At 72.1% G+C, this 17557-nt stretch carries 12 protein-coding genes and 2 pseudogenes; 4 read left to right on the plus strand and 10 right to left on the minus strand.

Translation table 11 applies throughout. The features are described 5' to 3' along the window. Positions 1-23: 23 nt before the first annotated feature. The 5 genes and pseudogenes from RM704_RS32710 to RM704_RS32730 form a co-directional block, all read right to left on the minus strand. On the minus strand, positions 24-1358 hold the full coding sequence (locus RM704_RS32710; RefSeq protein WP_078937300.1) for a glycosyltransferase: 1335 nt from the start codon (positions 1356-1358) through the stop codon (positions 24-26). 164 nt (positions 1359-1522) lie between these two features. Continuing rightward, on the minus strand, positions 1523-2683 hold the full coding sequence (locus tag RM704_RS32715) for an alkaline phosphatase PhoX (protein WP_033530111.1): 1161 nt from the start codon (positions 2681-2683) through the stop codon (positions 1523-1525). 155 nt (positions 2684-2838) lie between these two features. Continuing rightward, positions 2839-4602 carry an ATP-binding protein gene (locus tag RM704_RS32720; protein ID WP_037658056.1) on the minus strand — a complete coding sequence of 588 codons (1764 nt, stop codon included), beginning with the start codon at positions 4600-4602 and terminating at the stop codon, positions 2839-2841. Further along, a pseudogene (locus RM704_RS32725) lies at positions 4599-5021 on the minus strand (winged helix-turn-helix domain-containing protein); the annotation flags it as partial. The pseudogene RM704_RS32725 and the gene RM704_RS32720, both read right to left, overlap by 4 nt. 825 nt (positions 5022-5846) lie before the next feature. After that, a pseudogene (locus RM704_RS32730) lies at positions 5847-6203 on the minus strand (response regulator transcription factor); the annotation flags it as partial. Positions 6204-6508: 305 nt separating this feature from the next. On the opposite strand from RM704_RS32730, the gene RM704_RS32735 reads away from it, so the two are divergent. From RM704_RS32735 to RM704_RS32745, 3 genes are all read left to right on the plus strand, one after another. Further along, positions 6509-7198, plus strand: coding sequence for a carbonic anhydrase (locus RM704_RS32735; protein ID WP_033530112.1), 690 nt, complete (start codon positions 6509-6511; stop codon positions 7196-7198). Beyond that, positions 7195-9207, plus strand: coding sequence for a SulP family inorganic anion transporter (locus tag RM704_RS32740; protein WP_311591671.1), 2013 nt, complete (start codon positions 7195-7197; stop codon positions 9205-9207). The genes RM704_RS32735 and RM704_RS32740 overlap by 4 nt, the downstream gene beginning before the upstream one ends. A gap of 243 nt (positions 9208-9450) precedes the next feature. Further along, positions 9451-10383: an oxidoreductase gene (locus RM704_RS32745; RefSeq protein WP_033530113.1), complete on the plus strand. Its 933-nt coding sequence runs from the start codon at positions 9451-9453 to the stop codon at positions 10381-10383. 103 nt (positions 10384-10486) lie between these two features. On the opposite strand, the gene nirD is transcribed toward RM704_RS32745, so the two are convergent. The 5 genes from nirD to RM704_RS32770 all read right to left on the minus strand — a co-directional run bounded on the left by nirD (position 10487) and on the right by RM704_RS32770 (position 16468). Next, positions 10487-10837, minus strand: a complete 351-nt coding sequence (gene nirD / locus RM704_RS32750) for a nitrite reductase small subunit NirD (protein WP_033530114.1) — start codon at positions 10835-10837, stop codon at positions 10487-10489. Then, entirely contained in the window at positions 10834-13437 is a 2604-nt protein-coding gene (gene nirB, locus RM704_RS32755; RefSeq protein ID WP_033530115.1) for a nitrite reductase large subunit NirB, read from the minus strand. The genes nirD and nirB overlap by 4 nt, the downstream gene beginning before the upstream one ends. Next, positions 13438-14655 carry an NAD(P)/FAD-dependent oxidoreductase gene (locus RM704_RS32760; RefSeq protein WP_033530116.1) on the minus strand — a complete coding sequence of 406 codons (1218 nt, stop codon included), beginning with the start codon at positions 14653-14655 and terminating at the stop codon, positions 13438-13440. Positions 14656-15115: 460 nt separating this feature from the next. Next, a complete protein-coding gene (locus RM704_RS32765; protein ID WP_033530117.1) occupies positions 15116-15790 on the minus strand; it encodes a class F sortase in 675 nt (224 codons plus the stop codon). A gap of 147 nt (positions 15791-15937) precedes the next feature. Beyond that, positions 15938-16468: a GVDTG sorting domain-containing protein gene (locus RM704_RS32770; RefSeq protein WP_033530118.1), complete on the minus strand. Its 531-nt coding sequence runs from the start codon at positions 16466-16468 to the stop codon at positions 15938-15940. Between the two features lie 311 nt (positions 16469-16779). Between RM704_RS32770 and RM704_RS32775 the strand changes: the two genes are divergently transcribed. Then, the gene (locus tag RM704_RS32775; RefSeq protein WP_078937301.1) at positions 16780-17469 is read left to right on the plus strand and encodes an NADPH-dependent FMN reductase; all 690 of its coding nucleotides are present in this window, start codon (positions 16780-16782) and stop codon (positions 17467-17469) included. The last annotated feature ends 88 nt before the right edge of the window (positions 17470-17557 follow it).

Genomic DNA, 17557 nt, shown 5'->3' on the forward strand with positions numbered 1-17557 from the left:
GGAAGGATGGGTGAGGATCGGGATCAAATGAGGTGCGACAGCAGGGAATTCACCGCAGCGTCGACGCCGTTCTCGGCTCGGACGAGGCCGGAGATCTCGTGCGCCCGCCGCTGCAGGTGGCGGTCCGTCACCGCCGTGGTGATCGCTTCCGCGAGCCCGGGTGCGGTGAGGGCGCGGGCGGTGAGGGGCGCGGGGGCGACGCCCAGTGCTCGCATCCGGGAGGACCAGTGGGTCTGGTCGCCCATGTGGGGGCAGAGGACCTGAGGACGGCCCGCGGCGAGGGCGGCTCCGATCGTCCCCGGGCCGCCGTGGTGGACGATCGCGGCCGTACGGGGGAAGAGCCAGTCGTGCGGGGCTTGTTCGATCATCAGGATGTTCGGTGACAGGGGGGCGGAGTTCCTGACCGGCGCACCGATGCCGCCCCAGCCGGTCGCGACGACGGCCCGTACGCCGGTGCGGCGGATCGCCTCGGTGACCAGCGCGTGGTTGCGGCGGGCCCGGGTGCCGGTCATGCTGCCGAAGCCGATGTAGACGGGGGGCGGACCCTCGTCGAGGAACCGGCTCAGCTCCCTGGGCGGCGTCCAGTCGGGGCGCGTGGGCAGATACCAGAATCCCGTGGTGCGTACGGCGTCGCCCCATGCTGGGTCGACCGGGGTGATGTGCCGGCTGAACGGCTGGAGCACCGGGCGCCGTCGGCCCTCGGGGTCCCGCAGCCACCGCCGGGCACCGTGTCGGCGGGGCGCCAGCCCCAGTTCGCGCGTCCGCCAGCGTTCCACCTCAGGGGACCGCTGGGCCGCCGTGACCAGGGCGTACGTGCTCCGGTTCAGGAAGCGCGGCACCCGGGGGAGCGGCATCAGCGGGCAGGGGAAGGCGTCGGTGGGGATCCAGCCCGGCTGGAGCGCCACGACGAAGGCGGGTACGCCGAGTATGTCGGCGACGTGCTGGACGGGGAACGCCGCCGAATGCACCACCGCCGCCACGTCGGCGTGGTCGTGCGCGATGGCCGCCACGTCCCGCAGCGGGGCGATCATCAGGTGTTTCAGCCGGGCGACGGTCCGCGCGGCCGCGATCTTCCCGCGCACCCCCATGAGGCCGCCGTCGATGATCTGTCGGGTCGCCGTCTCGTCGAGGATCCGCGTCGGGCCGTCGTCGATCGCGGCGAAATCGACGCCGTGCGCGGCCGCTTCGGGCGCGTATGCGGAAGGGGCCGCCAATAACGGCTGATGGCCGTGGCGACGTAGCGCCACGGCCAATGCGAGAAAGGGTTGTACATCCCCGCGGGTACCGCATGCCGCCAGAAGAACCTTGCGCGGACGGGCGCCGACTCCGAGGCTCTCCGGCCCCGATTCATTGGGCATGACCACGCGCTGAACCTAGCAGAAGCAAAATCGAACAAGTCTGGGGCGGCAGTGAGTTCGATATTTTCGACGAGTTCGACGAGTTCGACGAGTTCGGCGAGTTCGGCGAGTTCGGCGAGTTCGCGGAGCTCGGGGACTTGCCGAGGTCTTCCGCTGTTTTCTGTTTATGCGGTCCGGAAAGGGCCCGTCACCTCGTACGTGATCCCGCCCGATGAACTGCCGCTGGTCCCGCGCTGGCTGGAGAAGTAGAGACGGCGGCCGTCGGGGGAGAAGGCGGGCCCGGTGATCTCGGACGCGGACTGGCCCTCGACGCGGAGGAAGGGGGCGATGGTGTCGTTCGGGGTGATGAGGCAGATCTCCATGGAGCCGCCGTCCTCGGCGACGTAGAGGTCGCCCGAGGAGGTGCCCGTGACGTTGTCGACGCCGGTGAGCGGGGCCGTGCCGCCGGTGACCAGCGAGTCGTCGTAGGCGAGTTCGATGGTCTGCGCGGCCGCGTTGTACTGCCAGACGCGGTTGTCGCCCTTCGTCGTGAACCAGCAGGTGTCGTCGGCGTAGTAGCAGCCCTCGCCGCCGTTGAAGCGCTTGGCGCCGGACACCTGATTGCGGGTGGCGGTGGCGCCGGTGGGGTCCGGGACCCGGGACCAGGTCACCGGCCCGCTGGTGGCGGTACCGGCCACCAGGACCTCCAGCGTGCCCGACGACAGGTCGCCCCAGGTCGTGGGCCGGAAGCGGTAGAAGCAGCCGTCGGTGACGTCCTCGGTCATGTAGACGACACCCCGGGTGGGGTCGGCGGCCGCCGCCTCGTGCTTGAAACGGCCCATCGCGTCCCGGCGGACCGCCGCCTTGGTGCCCCACGGGTCCGTCTCGTAGACATAGCCCCGGTCCACCTCCTCGCAGGACAGCCAGGTGTTCCAGGGGGTCCGCCCGCCGGCGCAGTTCTGGCGGGTGCCGGACAGGATGCGGTACGCCGACGTCACCGCGCCCGTCGAGGAGAACCGCACCGCGCTCGCGCCCCCGGACGGATTGATCTCCGAGTTGGAGACGTAGATCCAGCCGGATCCGTTCGTGTAACAGGCGCCGCCGTCGGGGGCGTTGTGCCAGGTGTACGAGGTGCCGGGAACCGTCTGGCCGGAACGGGCGATCACCCGGCTCGTGAAGCCGCTCGGCAGCCGGATGCCGTTGGCGTCCGCCGAGCCGAGCGCCCCGTACGGGCCGGGACCGGGCTGGGCCGGCGCGGCGTACGCGGCGCCGCGCCACAGGGTGCCGCCGAAGACGGCCGACGTGCCGCCGAGTACGGCCGTGCGCAGGAGAGTACGACGTTCCACAGAACGCTCCAAGGGATGCCTTGACCGGCCCGCCGCACGGTCGGCGGCGGGGTCGCGCGCTGATGGAACTTAGGGGAGCAGTATTGACGGAACATGGACAATTCATGACGTCGTGACGGACGGGGTCCCGACAGGAGCGTGGGGAGGGCGTTCCCTCACGCCGGCAACGGCGGAGCCTCGCGGCGCCGTTGCCCGGGCCGCCCGCCGAACCCGTGGACCGGCCCCGGCGGCTCGGCCGAAGGCAGGCGGACGACCGCGTCCAGGCCGCCCGTGGCCGCCTCCCGCAACGTCACCTCACCACCACTGGCGTGGGCGAGCCGCTGGACGAGGGAGAGACCGAGCCCGGTGCCGCCCTTGGGCGCGCCGGGGGCGCGCCAGAAGCGGTCGAACGCGCGGGCGCACTGCTCGGGCGTCATACCGGGACCCTCGTCGGTGACATGCAGGTCGACCCAGCTGGGCCGGGCGTCGCGCAGCGCCCGGCGGGCGGGGACGAGGAGCCGTAGCTCCACGGTGACCGTGCTGCACGCGGGCGAGGCGCGCAGGGCGTTGGAGAGGAGGTTGTCGAGGATCTGCTCCACGGCTCCGGGAACGGCCGTCACCGGCCCCACCGCACCGGCGAAGAGGACCAGGGAGACACCCTCGCGTTCGAACAACGGCCGCCATGTACGGTGCCGTTCGGCGCAGATCGCCCCCAGGTCGACCGGGGCGGGGATGGCCGCCGACTCCTCCAGGCGGGCCATCGCCAGCAGGCCCTCGACCATCCGGGCCAGGCGGTCGGTCTCGGTGACGGCCGCGTCGAGGCTCGGCCGGGCGCGCCGGGCGATGTCCGGTTCCAGGTTCTCCAGCCGTAGCCGCAGGGCCGCCAACGGGGTCTTCAGCTGGTGCGAGGCCTCACCGGCGAACGCGCGCTGGGAGGCCAGCAGATGTTCGAGGCGGGCCGCGGTCGTGTTGAAGGCCGCCGCGAGACTCCGCACCTCCGGCGGGCCGGACGTGACGACCACACTGGTCGCCGTGCCCCCCTCGGCCAGCCGGTGGGTGGCCTCCTCCAACTGCCGGATGGGGCGCCCCGTCCAGCGCGCGAACGCGAACGCCACCGCGGCGACACCGGTGAGCACGGCGAGTCCGGCCAGCGCCAGCAGCAGCCAGACCGCGAACACGCGGGCGTGCACCATCGTGGTCGGCAGCGTGATGCGCACGGCACCCTGAGCCGACGCGCCCGTGTCCGTGGTTGAGGCCATGTGCGTGGCTGAGGCCATGTGCGTGGCCGGGCCCGTGGTCGCGACCGAGCCTGTGGTCGCGACCGAGCCTGTGGTCGCGACCGAGCCTGTGGTCGCGACCGAGGTGGTGTTCGAGGCTGAGGTGGCGTCCGAGATTGAGGCGGTACCGGAGTCCGAGTCGCTTCCCGAGCCCGAGTCGGGGGCCGTGCCTGAGTCGGGGGCCGTGCCCGAGTCCGGGTCCGTGCCTGAGTCCGGGTCCGTGCCCGAGTCCGGGTCCGCTGTCGCGTGGCCGACCGGAGCCGCCACGGACAGGTAGTGGACGCCTCCGGTCGTCGTCGTACGGACGTCCGTGGTGGCACGGCCCCGGAGAGCGGCGGAGATCTCGGGGAGGGAGGAGAGGGACTGTTTCTCCTCGTCGGACAGGGAGTGGGAGGAGGCCAGCAGTTCACCGTCCGCGTCGACGATGACGACCCTTCCGCCGATGCGCTCGGCGCAGTGCCTGGCCCGTTCGGCGAGTTCGTCCGGGCGGCGGGCGGCGAGCGAGAGCGCGGCGAACGCGGCCACCGACTCGGCCTCGTCGTTGGCCGAGTTGACGATCCGCTCGCGCTCGGCCCGGGAGTAGACGAAGCCCAGCGGGATCTCCAGCCCGAGCAGGACCAGGGCGGCGAGGCTGAGGTAACTCAGCAGCAGGCGTCGGGTCATGACGCCCTGGCCTCGGGGGTGCGATGCCTCCCCGACCCTGACCTCGATCCCGCTCCCGATCCTGATGCCGACCGCGACGCCGATCCCGACCTGGACTCCGGTCCGCGCCCAGGGCCGTGCACCTGTCCCGGCCCCGGAGCGCGTACGGCGAGCCGGAAGCCCACTCCGCGCAGCGTCTGGATCCATGCCGGGTCGCCCAACTTGCGTCGCAGCGTGGCGACATGGACGTCCAGTGTCTTGGTCGGGCCCTGGTAGTGGTCGTCCCAGACGCGGTTGAGGATCTGCTGCCGGGAGTAGACCGCTCCGGGGTCCTCGGTGAGCAACGCCAGCAGTTCGAACTCCTTCGGCGTCAGCGCGACCGGGACCTCGCCCACCCACACCTGCCGGGTCCGCCGGTCCACGACGAGCGGGCCGGGCGGCGGGGCCGAGCCGTCGTCGCCCGCAGCGGTGCCGGAGGGGTCACGGGGCTCGGGCTGGGCCTGCTCGTACATGGGCGGCTCGTAGGCCGGGGGCTCGTAGACCGGGCTGCCGTACGCCGGTGTGCCGTACGACGGGCCGCCCAGGGCGGAGACGTCGGGCGCAGGGCTCCCGAAGGCGGGCGTGCCGGGCGCCGGGGTGGCGTAGGTGGATGTCCCGTGCGCCGGCGTGTCGTACGCGGCCGACCAGTCGTACTCGCCTCCACCGCCTCCACCGGCCCCGGCGGCCGTCCGACGACCGGTGCCCCCGGCGCCTGCCCCGCTGCCGGCGCCTCCGGCGTCCCCGGCGCGCCCCGAGCCCTCGCCCCCGAAACGGTCGCCTGCCCGATAGCGGTCCTCCGCCCCGAAGTCAGCGGTGGCCCCGAAGTCAGCGGCGGCCCCGAAGTCAGCGGCGTCCCCGAGGTCACCGGCGGCCCCGAGGTCACCGGCGGCCCCGAGGTCACCGGCGGCCGCGAAGTCGCTTCCGGCCCCGAACCGATCCCCGACCCGGTCCCGGTCCCGGCCCCTGCTCCAGAAACCGTCCCCGGTCGCCGACTCCCGCTGAGCGGCGGACTCGGGTGCGGGCGCCGCCCAGTTGCCGTACGCCGGGCTCCCGGCCGCAGCCTCGAAATCGGCCGCACCCCCGTCCCCAGCCCCAGCCCTACCCCCGACCTCTGTCCCGGCCCCGACCCCGACCCCAGCGACGCCCTCGGCCGCGACGCCTGTCCCGACCGCCGTCCCGGACACCACGACCCCGGGGACCACCCCGCCCGTGACTCCGACGCCGGGGCGCTGATGGCGGCGCGACACCGCCCGTATCCGCGCGACCAGCTCCCGGATGCTGAATGGTTTCGCCAGGTAGTCGTCGGCACCGAGTTCGAGGCCCAGCACACGGTCGGCCTCCTCGCCGCGCGCGCTGAGGATGATGATGGGGACGTCGGAGGTCCGGCGGATCCCGCGGCAGACGTCGATGCCGTCCATGTCGGGCAGGCCGAGGTCCAGCAGGACGACGTCGCCGTGCGGACCTCTCAACCCGTCCGCGCCGTTCGCCACGTGGTGGACGGTCAGGCCGAAGTGCCGCAGCCCGTCGGCGAGCGGTTCGGCGATCGTCTCGTCGTCCTCGATGAGCAGCACTCGTACGCCCATGGCCGCCTGTCTCTCCAGAAAGTCGGGACAACACGAGAGCCGTGCTGTGGGGCGCCACGCTACAAGACAACGAACAGTTGTGTGCAGGGAATCCGGAGCATTGTGAAATGACCCTCAGAAACCGCTTGTATTCGGTCGTCCGACCTGCGGCGGAAGGGTGACTGGCTGAAATCTGTGGAAAACCTGGCTTCGCTTTAGTGTTCCCTTAACCTTTCTCTGGTCATCGCCCCTCTACTGTCGTCAAGGGCAGGTCCGTGCAGGTCAGGACAGGTCTGAACAGGTCAGAACCAGTACAGGGAGGCACGATGAAGGCGTTGCTGGATCGCGCCCGGTCGTTCAAACGGCGGGTTGACTTCGAGAGCGACGAATACCGGAAACTCGCCGTCGGGCAATTTCCCGAGGCGCTGTTCATCACCTGCTCGGACTCGCGGGTGATTCCCGCTCTGATCACCGGCGCGCGGCCCGGCGAGATATTCGAGCTGCGAAATGCGGGCAACATCGTGCCGCCGCACGACGCGTACGGGGCCGCCTCCGGTGAGGCCGCCACCATCGAGTACGCGCTGGAGGTGCTCGGCGTTCAGGACATCGTGGTGTGTGGTCATTCCCACTGCGGTGCGATGGGCGCGTTGAAGTACGGCGCCGACCTGTCCGGCCTGCCCAGGGTGGACGCGTGGCTCGACTACGCCAGGCCCGCCCTCGAACCGGTCCTCGGGCATGGCACCGGCGCAGACGGCGCGGGCGAGAACCGCACTGGCAAAGCAGGCTCCAGCAGGGACGGCTCCGGCAGGGACAGTGCCTCGTCCGAGGATCCCGCCCTGCGTGAGGTCGTCCAGCTCAACATCCGCAACCAGCTCGCCGTCCTGCGGGACTACCCGGTCGCCCGGCAGCAACTCGACGCCGGACGGCTCCGGTTGCACGGCTGGTACTACGAGATCGACACCGGCAAGGTCCACGAACTCGACGCGGACGGCGGCTTCCAGGTGCACGGCTCATGAGCGGCGCGCACGGCCGCCGGCACGCGGCGGGCGGTGGCGCCCGCCGGTCCCACCGGAACGGCCAGAGCGGTGGGCCGGGGTTACCCGGGTACATACCCGGCCCGCCCTCCTACGCCCCGGATTCGGCTCCGCACTCCGCCTCGACCACCGCGCCGCACTCCCTCTCGCACTCCGCGCCGAACTCCGCCCAGGGCAGCGGCGATGCCCCGGAGTGGAGCGGGGCCGAGGCCCTGGGCCGGGATCATCCGCCCCCCGGCTCCCAGGGGCCCCGCCCCGGGGCCTCGGCCGGTCGCATCGACTTCGGTACCGAGATCACCGCGTCCCTCGTCGTCTTCCTGGTCGCGCTGCCGCTCTGCATCGGCGTGGCCGTGGCCTCCGGGGTGCCGGCCGAACTGGGCATCATCTCCGGCGTGATCGGCGGCCTGGTGGTCGGCGCGGTGCGGGGCAGCACCCTCCAGGTCAGCGGCCCGGCGGCCGGGCTCGCGGCGCTCGTCGCGGAGACGGTCATGGAGTTCGGCGTCGCCATGCTCGGTGTGATCGTCCTCTTCTCCGGCATCCTCCAGATCGTGCTGGGTCTGGTGAAACTGGGCCGGATGTTCCAGGCGATCTCCCTCGCCGTCGTGCAGGGCATGCTCGCCGGCATCGGACTGCCGCTGATGTTCAGCCAGCTGTACCCGATGTCCGACTCCAAGGCGCCGGGCACCCCCCTGGAGAACATGGCGGGCGTCCCCGGACTGATCGCCGACACCGTGACGAACCCGCAGGCGCTGATCGCGGCCGGGCTCGGGATCGTCACGATCGTGCTGAGCTTCCTGTGGAAGCAGGTGCCGGGGCCGGTCAAGAAGATCCCGGCCGCGCTCGTGGCCGTCGGGATCGGCATCGCGGTCGCCTCGTTGCCCGGCGTCGAGGTGAAGACGCTCCAGGTCGGCAATCTGCTGGCGTCCGTGGACGTGCCGGGGCCGGACCAGCTGGCCGGGCTCGCCGACGTCGGGATCATCACGGCGATCCTCACCTTCACCGTGATCGCGTCGGCGGAGAGCCTGTTCACCGCCGCCGCCGTGGACCGGATGCACAACGGTCCGCGCACCCGCTACAACACCGAGCTCATCGCCCAGGGCGCGGGCAACACCGTGGCCGGCGTCCTCGGCGCGCTGCCCGTCACCGCGGTCGTCGCGCGCAGCTCGGCGAACGTGCAGGCCGGTGCCAAGACCCGCCTCTCCCGTACGCTGCACGGCCTCTGGCTGCTCGCCTTCGCGCTGCTGCTGCCGCAGGTGCTGGCGCTGATCCCGATCTCGGTGCTCGCGGGTGTCCTCGTGCACAGCGGGTGGAAGCTGTTCGCGCCGGAACAGTTCCCGAAGATGTGGCGGCAGGACCGGGGCGAGTTCGCGGTCATGACGCTGACGACGCTGGTCATCACGGCGACGGCGCTGCTCGAAGGGGTGCTGTTCGGGCTTGCGGCCGGTGTGGTGCTGGCCGCGCTGCGGATGTCGCAGACCGTCATCCGGCAGCACATCGAGGACGACACGGCGAAGGTCGTCATGGCGGGCAACGCGACGTTCCTACGGCTGCCGAAGCTGATCGACGCGCTGGAGGGCGCGGCCGCCGCCGGCAAGCCGCGCATCCGGCTGGACCTGCTCGGGGTGACCCACCTGGACCATGCCTGCCGCAGCCAGATCGAGGAGTTCGTGGCGCAGCAGCGGGGGGCCGGGCTGCGGGTGGAGCTGCTGATGCCGGACCTCACGAAGCTGCCCGCGGCGGCCGAGCCGCGGGCCGCGCAGCAGGAGCCCGCGTTCACGGAGGTGCCGGAGCCGGTGTCGACGGAGGTGTGGGACTACGCGACGGTCGGTACGGCGGCGGTGGGGGGTACGGGCCCGACGCCGGCCGGGACCGGGGCCGGGTCCGGTCCGGGGCCCGACGCCGAGTGGTTCTATCTCGACACCCGGCCGATGCCGGGGGCGCCGGAGTCCCGGCCGCCGTTGTTGCGCCGGGGGCGCGACTGGGCGGACTGACGGGAGGCGCGCGTCCGGGCTCGGTGCTCGGGCTCGGATGCGGGGTGGGCTCGGATGCGGGGTGGGTTCGGGCACGGGTTCGGGTGCGGGCACGGGCTCGGGTGCGGGCGGGCGGGGACCGACCGCGCAGTCCCCCGCACCCCCGCAACCGCCTCCCGGACCCGCGATCGCCACACCTCCCGCGACACCCTCACCCGGTCTACGCTGGAAGACGCCCCAGGAACCCTTCGGGAAGGCGGCGTCATGACCGGTTGGAACGTGCGCGACATCCCCGATCAGCACGGCCGCTCCGTCGTCGTCACCGGGGCCAACAGCGGCATCGGCTACGCCGCCGCCAGGGAGCTCACCCGCCGGGGCGCCCATGTCGTCCTCGCCTGCCGGAGTGCTGAGCGGGGGGCCGCGGCGTTGGAGCGGATGAGTTCCGAAGTGCCGGACGGGAACATCGAGTTGATGCGGCTCGACCTGGGGGACCTGGACTCCGTGCGGGAGTTCGCCCATGCCTACACGCAGGCGAGCGACCGGCTGGACCTGCTCGTCAACAACGCCGGTGTGATGGCCGTGGCGCAGAGCCGTACGGCCGACGGCTTCGAGACCCAGTTCGGGACCAACCACCTCGGCCACTTCGCCCTCACCGGTCTGCTCCTGCCGGCCCTCCTCACCACCCCCGGCGCCCGCGTCGTGACCGTGTCCAGCACGATGCACCTGCGGGCGAACATCGACATCGACGACCTCAACAGCGAGCGTAAGTACGGACGTTGGCTCGCGTACGGCCGTTCCAAGACCGCCAACCTGCTGTTCACCCACGAGCTGGCCCGCCGCCTGGCGGCGAACGGCTCGGAGGTGATCGCCGCCGCCGCCCACCCCGGCTACGCGTCGACCAACCTCCAGACGGCCGGACCCAGCGCCGAGGGCCGCAAGGGCGTCGAACGCTTTATGCGGATCGGCAACCGCTTCTTCGCCCAGTCCGCCGAAGCGGGCGCCCTGCCCACCCTCTACGCGGCGACCGCGCCCGACGTACGCCCCGACTCCTTCATCGGCCCGTCCTTCGTGATGTGGCGCGGCACCCCGGCACCCTCCCTGCGAGCCTCCTGGACCCGCAACGACCGGGCGGGCGAACGCCTGTGGGCCGCCTCGGAGGAACTCACCGGGATCACGTACGAGGGCCTGAAGGTCTGACGTGCAACGCGCGTGGCGCGCAGGACCGTACCTTCGTTCGGTCGACTGCGCGCCACGCGCGGAGCTCGGTCGGGCGGGACCCCTGGAGGCTTGTCTCCAGGGCCTACGCGGCCCGCACCTCGTACGCCGTGATCCGTACCGTCTCGTCGTCCAGGCACTGCCCGGTCTCCAGGTCGAAGCGCTGCTTCAGGAGCGGGGAGGCGACGAAGGGGCGGCCCTGGTGGCTGCCGGTGAGGCCCCGGGAGAGGACGGCGGCGCCGCCGAAGGGGTCGCGGTTGTCGATGGCGTACAGCTTGCCCGCGCGGTCCATGAAGAGCGCGGCCTGGTTGCCGTCGGGGAGCAGGGCCGCCACACCGCGGCCCGGGATCAGCAGGGCCAGATCGCAGACCGTGAACCAGCCGTCCGCCAGCCGCAGTTGGACCTTGACGTCGATCTTCTCGGGGGCGAGGGTCATCGCTGGGCGCTTCCTTCCAGGACATCGGCGGGCCGCAGGCCGATGGACAGCAGGGGCAGGTCGGGCTTGATCTGGTCCCGCTCGGGCACGAAGCCGACGACCGGGTCCGGGGTGTCCGGGGCGTTGACGAAGGACACGAACCGGGCGAGCTTCTCGGGGTCGTTGATGGTGGAGGCCCACTCGTCGGCGTAGTGCGAGACGTGGTCCGCCATCAGGGACTCCAGCTCCTCGCAGATGCCGAGGGAGTCCTCCACGACCACGTCCCGGACGTGGTCCAGGCCGCCGGGGATCCGCTCCAGCCACGTCGAGGTCCGCTCCAGGCGGTCGGCGGTGCGGATGTAGAACATCAGGAAACGGTCGATCAGCTTGATCAGTTCGGCGTCGGAGAGGTCCTGCGCCAGCAGGTCCGCGTGGCGCGGGGTGGCGCCGCCGTTGCCGCCCACGTACAGGTTCCAGCCGTTGGAGGTGGCGATGACGCCGAAGTCCTTCGACTGGGCCTCGGCGCACTCACGGGCGCAGCCCGAGACCGCCGACTTCAGCTTGTGGGGCGACCTGAGTCCCCGGTAGCGCAGCTCCAGGTCGATCGCCATGCGGACCGAGTCCTGGACGCCGTAGCGGCACCAGGTCTGGCCGACGCAGGACTTCACCGTACGCAGCGACTTGCCGTAGGCGTGGCCCGACTCGAAGCCCGCGTCCACCAACCGGGTCCAGATGACGGGCAGTTGCTCGACGCGGGCGCCGAACATGTCGATCCGCTGCCCACCCGTGATCTTCGTGTAGAGACCGAAGTCGCGGGCGATCTCGCCGATCACGATCAGGCCCTCGGGGGTGATCTCACCGCCGGGGATGCGCGGGACGACCGAGTACGAGCCGTTCTTCTGCAGGTTGGCCAGGAAGTGGTCGTTGCTGTCCTGCAGGGCCGCCTGCTCGCCCTCCAGGACGTAGCCGCTCGCGCCGATGGTCGGGGCGAGGGAGGCGATGATCGAGGCGACCGCCGGCTTGCAGATCTCGCAGCCGTCGCCGCCCTTGGCCTCGTCGCGGCCGTACCGGTCCAGCAGGTCCTGGTACGTGTTGATGCGCAGCGCGAGGACGATCTCGTACAGCTCCTCGCGGGTCTGCGAGAAGCAGCCGCACAGGCCCTTGTCGACCTCGACGCCGGACGCCTCCAGCTCGGCGGTGACCAGCTGGCCCAGCACCTTCACACAGCTGCCGCAGCCCGTACCGGCCTTCGTGCACTTCTTGACCTCGGGCACCGTGGTGCACTGGTGGTCGGTGACCGCGCCGCGGATCGCGCCCTTGGACACGTTGTGGCAGGAGCAGATGATCGCGTCGTCCGGCAGCGCGGACGGGCCGAGCTGGGCGCCGCCGCCGGAGCCCGCCGGGAGCACCAGCGACTCGGGGGAGACGGGCGGGACGGACCCGGTGAACGCCTTCAGCGTGCCGTACGCGTCCGCGTCACCGACCAGGATGCCGCCGAGCAGCTCGCCGTCGCGGCCGATGACCAGCTTCTTGTAGACGCCGGAGCGGGAGTCGGAGTACACGACGTCCAGGCAGTCGGCGGTCGCGCCGTGCGCGTCACCGAAGGAGGCCACGTCGACGCCGAGGAGCTTCAGCTTGGTGGACAGGTCGGCGCCGGTGAAGGAGGCCTCGTCGGCGGCGATGGTCGCGGCGGCCGTCTCGGCCTGCTCGTAACCGGGCGCCACCAGGCCGTACACCCGGCCGTCGGAGGCCAGCGCGCACTCGCCGATCGCGAAGACGTGCGGGTCGTTGACGGTCCGGCACTGCTCGTCGACACTGATGCCGCCGCGCTCGCCGACCGTCAGACCGCAGTCGCGGGCGAGCTGGTCACGGGGGCGGACACCGGCGGAGAACACCACCATGTCGGTGGCGAGTTCGGAGCCGTCGGACAGCTTCATGCCGGTGACCGAGCCGTCCTCGCCGACGACGATCTCCTGCGTGCCCACGCCGGTGTGGACCGACAGACCCATGTCCTCGATGGTGCGCAGCAGCGCGGCGCCACCACCGTCGTCCACCTGCACCGGCATCAGCCGGGGCGCGAACTCCACGATGTGGGAGGTGAGTCCGAGGCCCTTCAGCGCGCCGGCCGCCTCAAGTCCGAGCAGACCGCCGCCGACCACGGCACCGACCTCGGCCGTCTTCGCGTACTCCTCGATCGCGAGCAGGTCCTCGATCGTGCGGTAGACGAAGCAGCCCGTGGCGTCCTTGTTGGGGACAGGCGGCACGAAGGGGAAGGAGCCGGTGGCGAGGACGAGGATGTCGTACTCGAAGACCTGCCCGGAGCGTGCGGTGACCTTCTTCGACTCACGGTCGATCGTCTCGGCCGGGTCGCCGACGAACAGCTCGATGCCGTGCGTCTCGATGAACTCCATGTCGGTCATCGACAGGTCCTCGGGCGTCTTGCCCGCGAAGTACGAGGTGAGCGCCACCCGGTCGTACGCCGGGCGCGGCTCCTCGCAGAGCACGACGACGCGGTGCGTGGCGGTCAGGCCGCGCTCGGCGAGTGCTTCGAGGAAGCGCTGGCCGACCATGCCGTGGCCGACGAGCACGATCGTGGGGGTGGCCCCCAGGGTGGCGGACATTCAGGAGCCTCCATCGTTGGTGAGCAGGTGGAGCAGGGGAGCGCCGTTCGCGGGGAGCGGCTCCGCTCCCTCCCAGGCGCGGGCGAGCGCGCCGACGGTGCCGAGTTCGCCGACGAGCACTCCGCCGACCAGGCGGTCGTCGCGGACGACGACCTTGCGGTAGGTGCCGCGCGTGGCGTCGGCCAGCTGGATGACGTCGTCACCGGGCAGGGGCTCGGTCTCGCCGAACGCGGCGAGGTCGAGGAACTCCGCTCCGGCGAGCGTCAGCCGGGTCAGGGCGCGGGTGCCGGTGTAGCGGGAGCCGGTGTTCCCCGCGAGCAACTCGGCCAGCACATCGGCCTGTTCGAGCGCCGGCGTCGCGAGCCCGTACACCGTGCCCTCGAACTGGGCGCAGTCGCCGATGGCGTGGATGCGCGGGTCGGAGCTGCGCAGTTCCTCGTCGACGATGACGCCCTTGTGCACCGCGAGTCCCGCCTCCTGGGCGAGGCCCACGCGAGGGTGCACCCCGCAGGCGATGACCACGAGGTCCGCGTCGAGGGCGTATCCGTCCGCCATCGACACCGACCGCACCGTCCCGCCGACGCTGCGCACGGCACGTACGCGCGTCTCGGTGTGCACCTCGACGCCGAGGTCGACGAGGTGCCGCCGGACCAGCTTCGAGGCGGACGGGTCGAGTTGACGTTCCATCAGGCGCTCGCCCTGCTGGGCGAGGACGACCTGGACGCCGCGCAGGGCGAGTGCGCGGGAGGCGGAGACCCCGAGGAGCCCGCCCCCGATGACGACGGCCCGCGCTCCCGGCCGTACGGCCTTCGACAGACGCATGCAGTCGTCCATGGTCCTGAAGGCGTGCACCCCGTCGGGGAATTCGTGCCGCTCCGGGTCCCAGAGGCCGCGCAGCGGCGGCAGCACCGGGTTCGAGCCGGTCGCGAGGACCAGCCTGTCGTACGCGATCTCCGCACCGTCCGCGAGATGTACGGCTCGCATCTCGCGGTCGATACGGACCACCCGGCCGCGCGTCAGCTCGGCAGGGGCGGGCAACGCGATGACCTCGGGCGCGTACCGCCCGGCCAGCACCTCGGCGAGCAGCACCCGGTTGTAGGGTGTGTGCTCCTCCTCGCCCACCAGCGTGGCGGGCATGCCGAGCTCTCCGAGCCGCCGGGCGAGACGTACGCCCGCGAGGCCGGAGCCGATCACCACCACACGCTCATTCGAGGTCATGTCCTTGAGCGTGCGGTGCCGGTGTTACCCGACCGCATCGCGTCTGTTTCCCACGAGGAACGCTGCCCTCCCTGTGGCCCCGAGGGGAGTGTGAGGGGTTTCCGCCAGGACCGGGTGGGGTGTGAGGACACCGGGGATCACCCTGCTGACCTGGTGATACGAGGGCCATGCGGGCGTATACGGGAGAACGGACCGGGGCGCGGGCGGGGACGGGCGCGCCGGGGCGCGGTGCCGTAGGTCACGTCGGGCGGGGCCGTGGCGAAACATTCGGGGGCGGCCCGGCCGGGGGCGGGGCGGCGGGAGTGTCGCCTGGCGGCCCGCCGGCCGCCGCTGGTCGCGCCTCGTCCCCGGCCCTCTGTCGCCGGTGCGCGTGCTACCGGTCCGTGCCCCGTCCGCCCGTCGGCTCCCTGGGCGTCGGTGCCTGTGCTGTGGGGGTCGGTGGCCGTGGGGGGGCCTGTGGCTATGACGACTTGGCGGCGCGGCTGCCGGTGAGGTGGGCGAAGACGACCACGTTTCCCTGGTAGCCGGTCGTGCGCGAGTATCCGCCGCCGCAGGTGATGACCCGCAGCTCGGGCCTCGGCGCGGCCCCGTACACCTTCTCGTCGGGGAAGTTCCGCGCGTCGTACACCTCCACCGCGTCCACCGTGAACAGGGCGGCCCCGCCGTCCCGCCGGTCCACCTCGATGGTGGCGCCCCGCCGCAGTGCGCCGAGGCGGTAGAAGACGGCGGCACCGTCGGCGTTGTCCACATGCCCGGCGACGATCGCGGTGCCCCGCTCACCCGGGGTCGTGCCGGCCTCGTACCAGCCCGCGAGATTCTTCTTCTCGGGGGGCGGGACGTCGAGGCTGCCGGTGGGCGTCAGGCCGAGCCCCGTCAGCGGCGCGTCGACAGGGAGGGAGGGGATGCGGATCCGAACGGGCGGGGAGGGCGGCAGCGCGACGGCCGCCGGTTCGTCGTCCCCCGGGTCGCTCCACCTGCCCGACGTCCCCGACGCGCCGCTCGATCGGCTGTGGGCCTGCGCGGCCGACGGCTGCGGCGGCGCGTGCGACGCGGTGCCGGTGTGCAGCAACCACGCGCCCGAACAGAGGGCCACCGCGGTGACCCCGGCTATGACGGCATTGGCGAGCCGACGCACAGAAACCTCCTCATGGGCCGACGGGCGCCCCGTGGGGCGTGCCGCAAGCTGGTGTCCCCTTGCTCCTCCCCTCCGGGCCGAGGGGCGTGGGGCCCGGAGGGGAGGAGGGGACGGCGGTACCGGCGGACGGACGGCGGAGGGTGTCCGTCAGATCCCGTCGCCTCTCGCCCGGCGATGCAGGAGCCAGGTACCGCCCGCGGCGGCGACGGCCAGGGCCGCCACACCCGCCGCGGTCTGCACGGGGTCGGGACCGAGTGCGCCACCGACCCCCGTCTTCACACTTCCCCTCGGATACGTCGGCTGCCCGGTCCGCGTGCCGGTGAGGGAGACCACCAGGTCGCCGGTGACCCGCGGTTCGCCGTCACCGCAGGTCGCGACGATCTCGTACGTCCCCGGCTGCGCGCTCGGCGGTACCTCGAACCGCCCGCCGAGCCGCTCCTGCCCGGCGCCGGGTGCGAGCGGGAAGGAGCCGGCGCCGACGGCGCCGGCGTCCCCCGTCGCGGTGCCGTCCACGCCGCAGGCTGCCGTGCTGACGGTGACCACGTCGCCGGGGACGACACCGGCGGGGGACAGTTCGAGCCGCCCGGTGCCCGCCCCGCCGTACGCGGGTGTGGTGGCGAGGGCCGCGAAGGTGAGGGCGAGCGCGGTCGTGGCCAGCGGCCGGGCGGTACGTCGCATCGTGCTGCCTCCTCCGAGAGTCCTCCGTTCCCTTCCGAGGTAAGTGCCTTTCCCGCCCGCGCGCTTCCTGATGAAGTGTCAGAAATGAGGTGAATGGGTGTCAGGGGGCGGGCGGGAAAAGACAGGAGGGCGGGTGTTTGGGCAGGTCATAGGGGGTGATTGCGGGGGGTGCGGAGAAGAGGGACGCGCTGGGCGACCGGTGGGGGTGTGAACGGGTGACCGGGGCTGCGGCGCGGCCTGCCGGGGAGGGGGTTCGGCGAGGTCTGACGCGGCTTGACCTCAAGCGAAGTTGAGGTACCACGCTGATGGCCATGAAGACCGCCACGAACACCCACACCGAAACCCGCCCCCACACCCACACCCACACGGATACCGACCCGGCGCCCGCTCCCGCCTCCACCCCCGCCACCGACTCCGCGTCCTCCTCCGCCACCCCGGTGCGGGTGACGCTGGTCATCGGCAGCAACCGCACCGGCCGCTTCGGGCCGGTGATCGCCGACTGGTTGCTGGACCGGGTCCGGGAGCACGACGGCTTCGAGGTCGACGTCGTGGACGTCGCGGAGGCCGACCTGCCGACGACGTTCGCGCCGACCGCCGAGGTCACGGCCCGGCTGGCCGAGATCACCCCCAAGCTGGCGGAGGCGGAGGCGTTCATCGTCGTGACCCCCGAGTACAACCACTCGTACCCGGCGGCCCTCAAGAACCTCATCGACTGGCACTACCACGAGTGGCGGGCCAAGCCGGTGGGCCTGGTCTCCTACGGAGGCATCTCAGGGGGCCTGCGCGCGGCCGAGCACCTCCGTCAGGTCTTCGCCGAACTCCACGCCACCACGGTCCGGGACACGGTGTCCTTCCACAACGCCCACACCGCCTTCGACGACACCGGCCGCCTCCGCGAGCCAGCCGCCCCGAACGCGGCGGCCCAGGTGATGCTGGACCAACTGTCCTGGTGGGGCCGCGCCTTGCGCGAGGCGAAGGAGAGGCGACCGTACGGGGATTGAGGGCCGGCCCCGGGGAGGGCGCGGGGAACGGCGCGAGCACTCACGCACGACCCGCACTCACCCCCCACCCGCCCCCCCACATCAACAA

It is taken from the genome of Streptomyces gottesmaniae (assembly GCF_031845845.1).
Lineage (GTDB): Bacteria > Actinomycetota > Actinomycetes > Streptomycetales > Streptomycetaceae > Streptomyces > Streptomyces akebiae.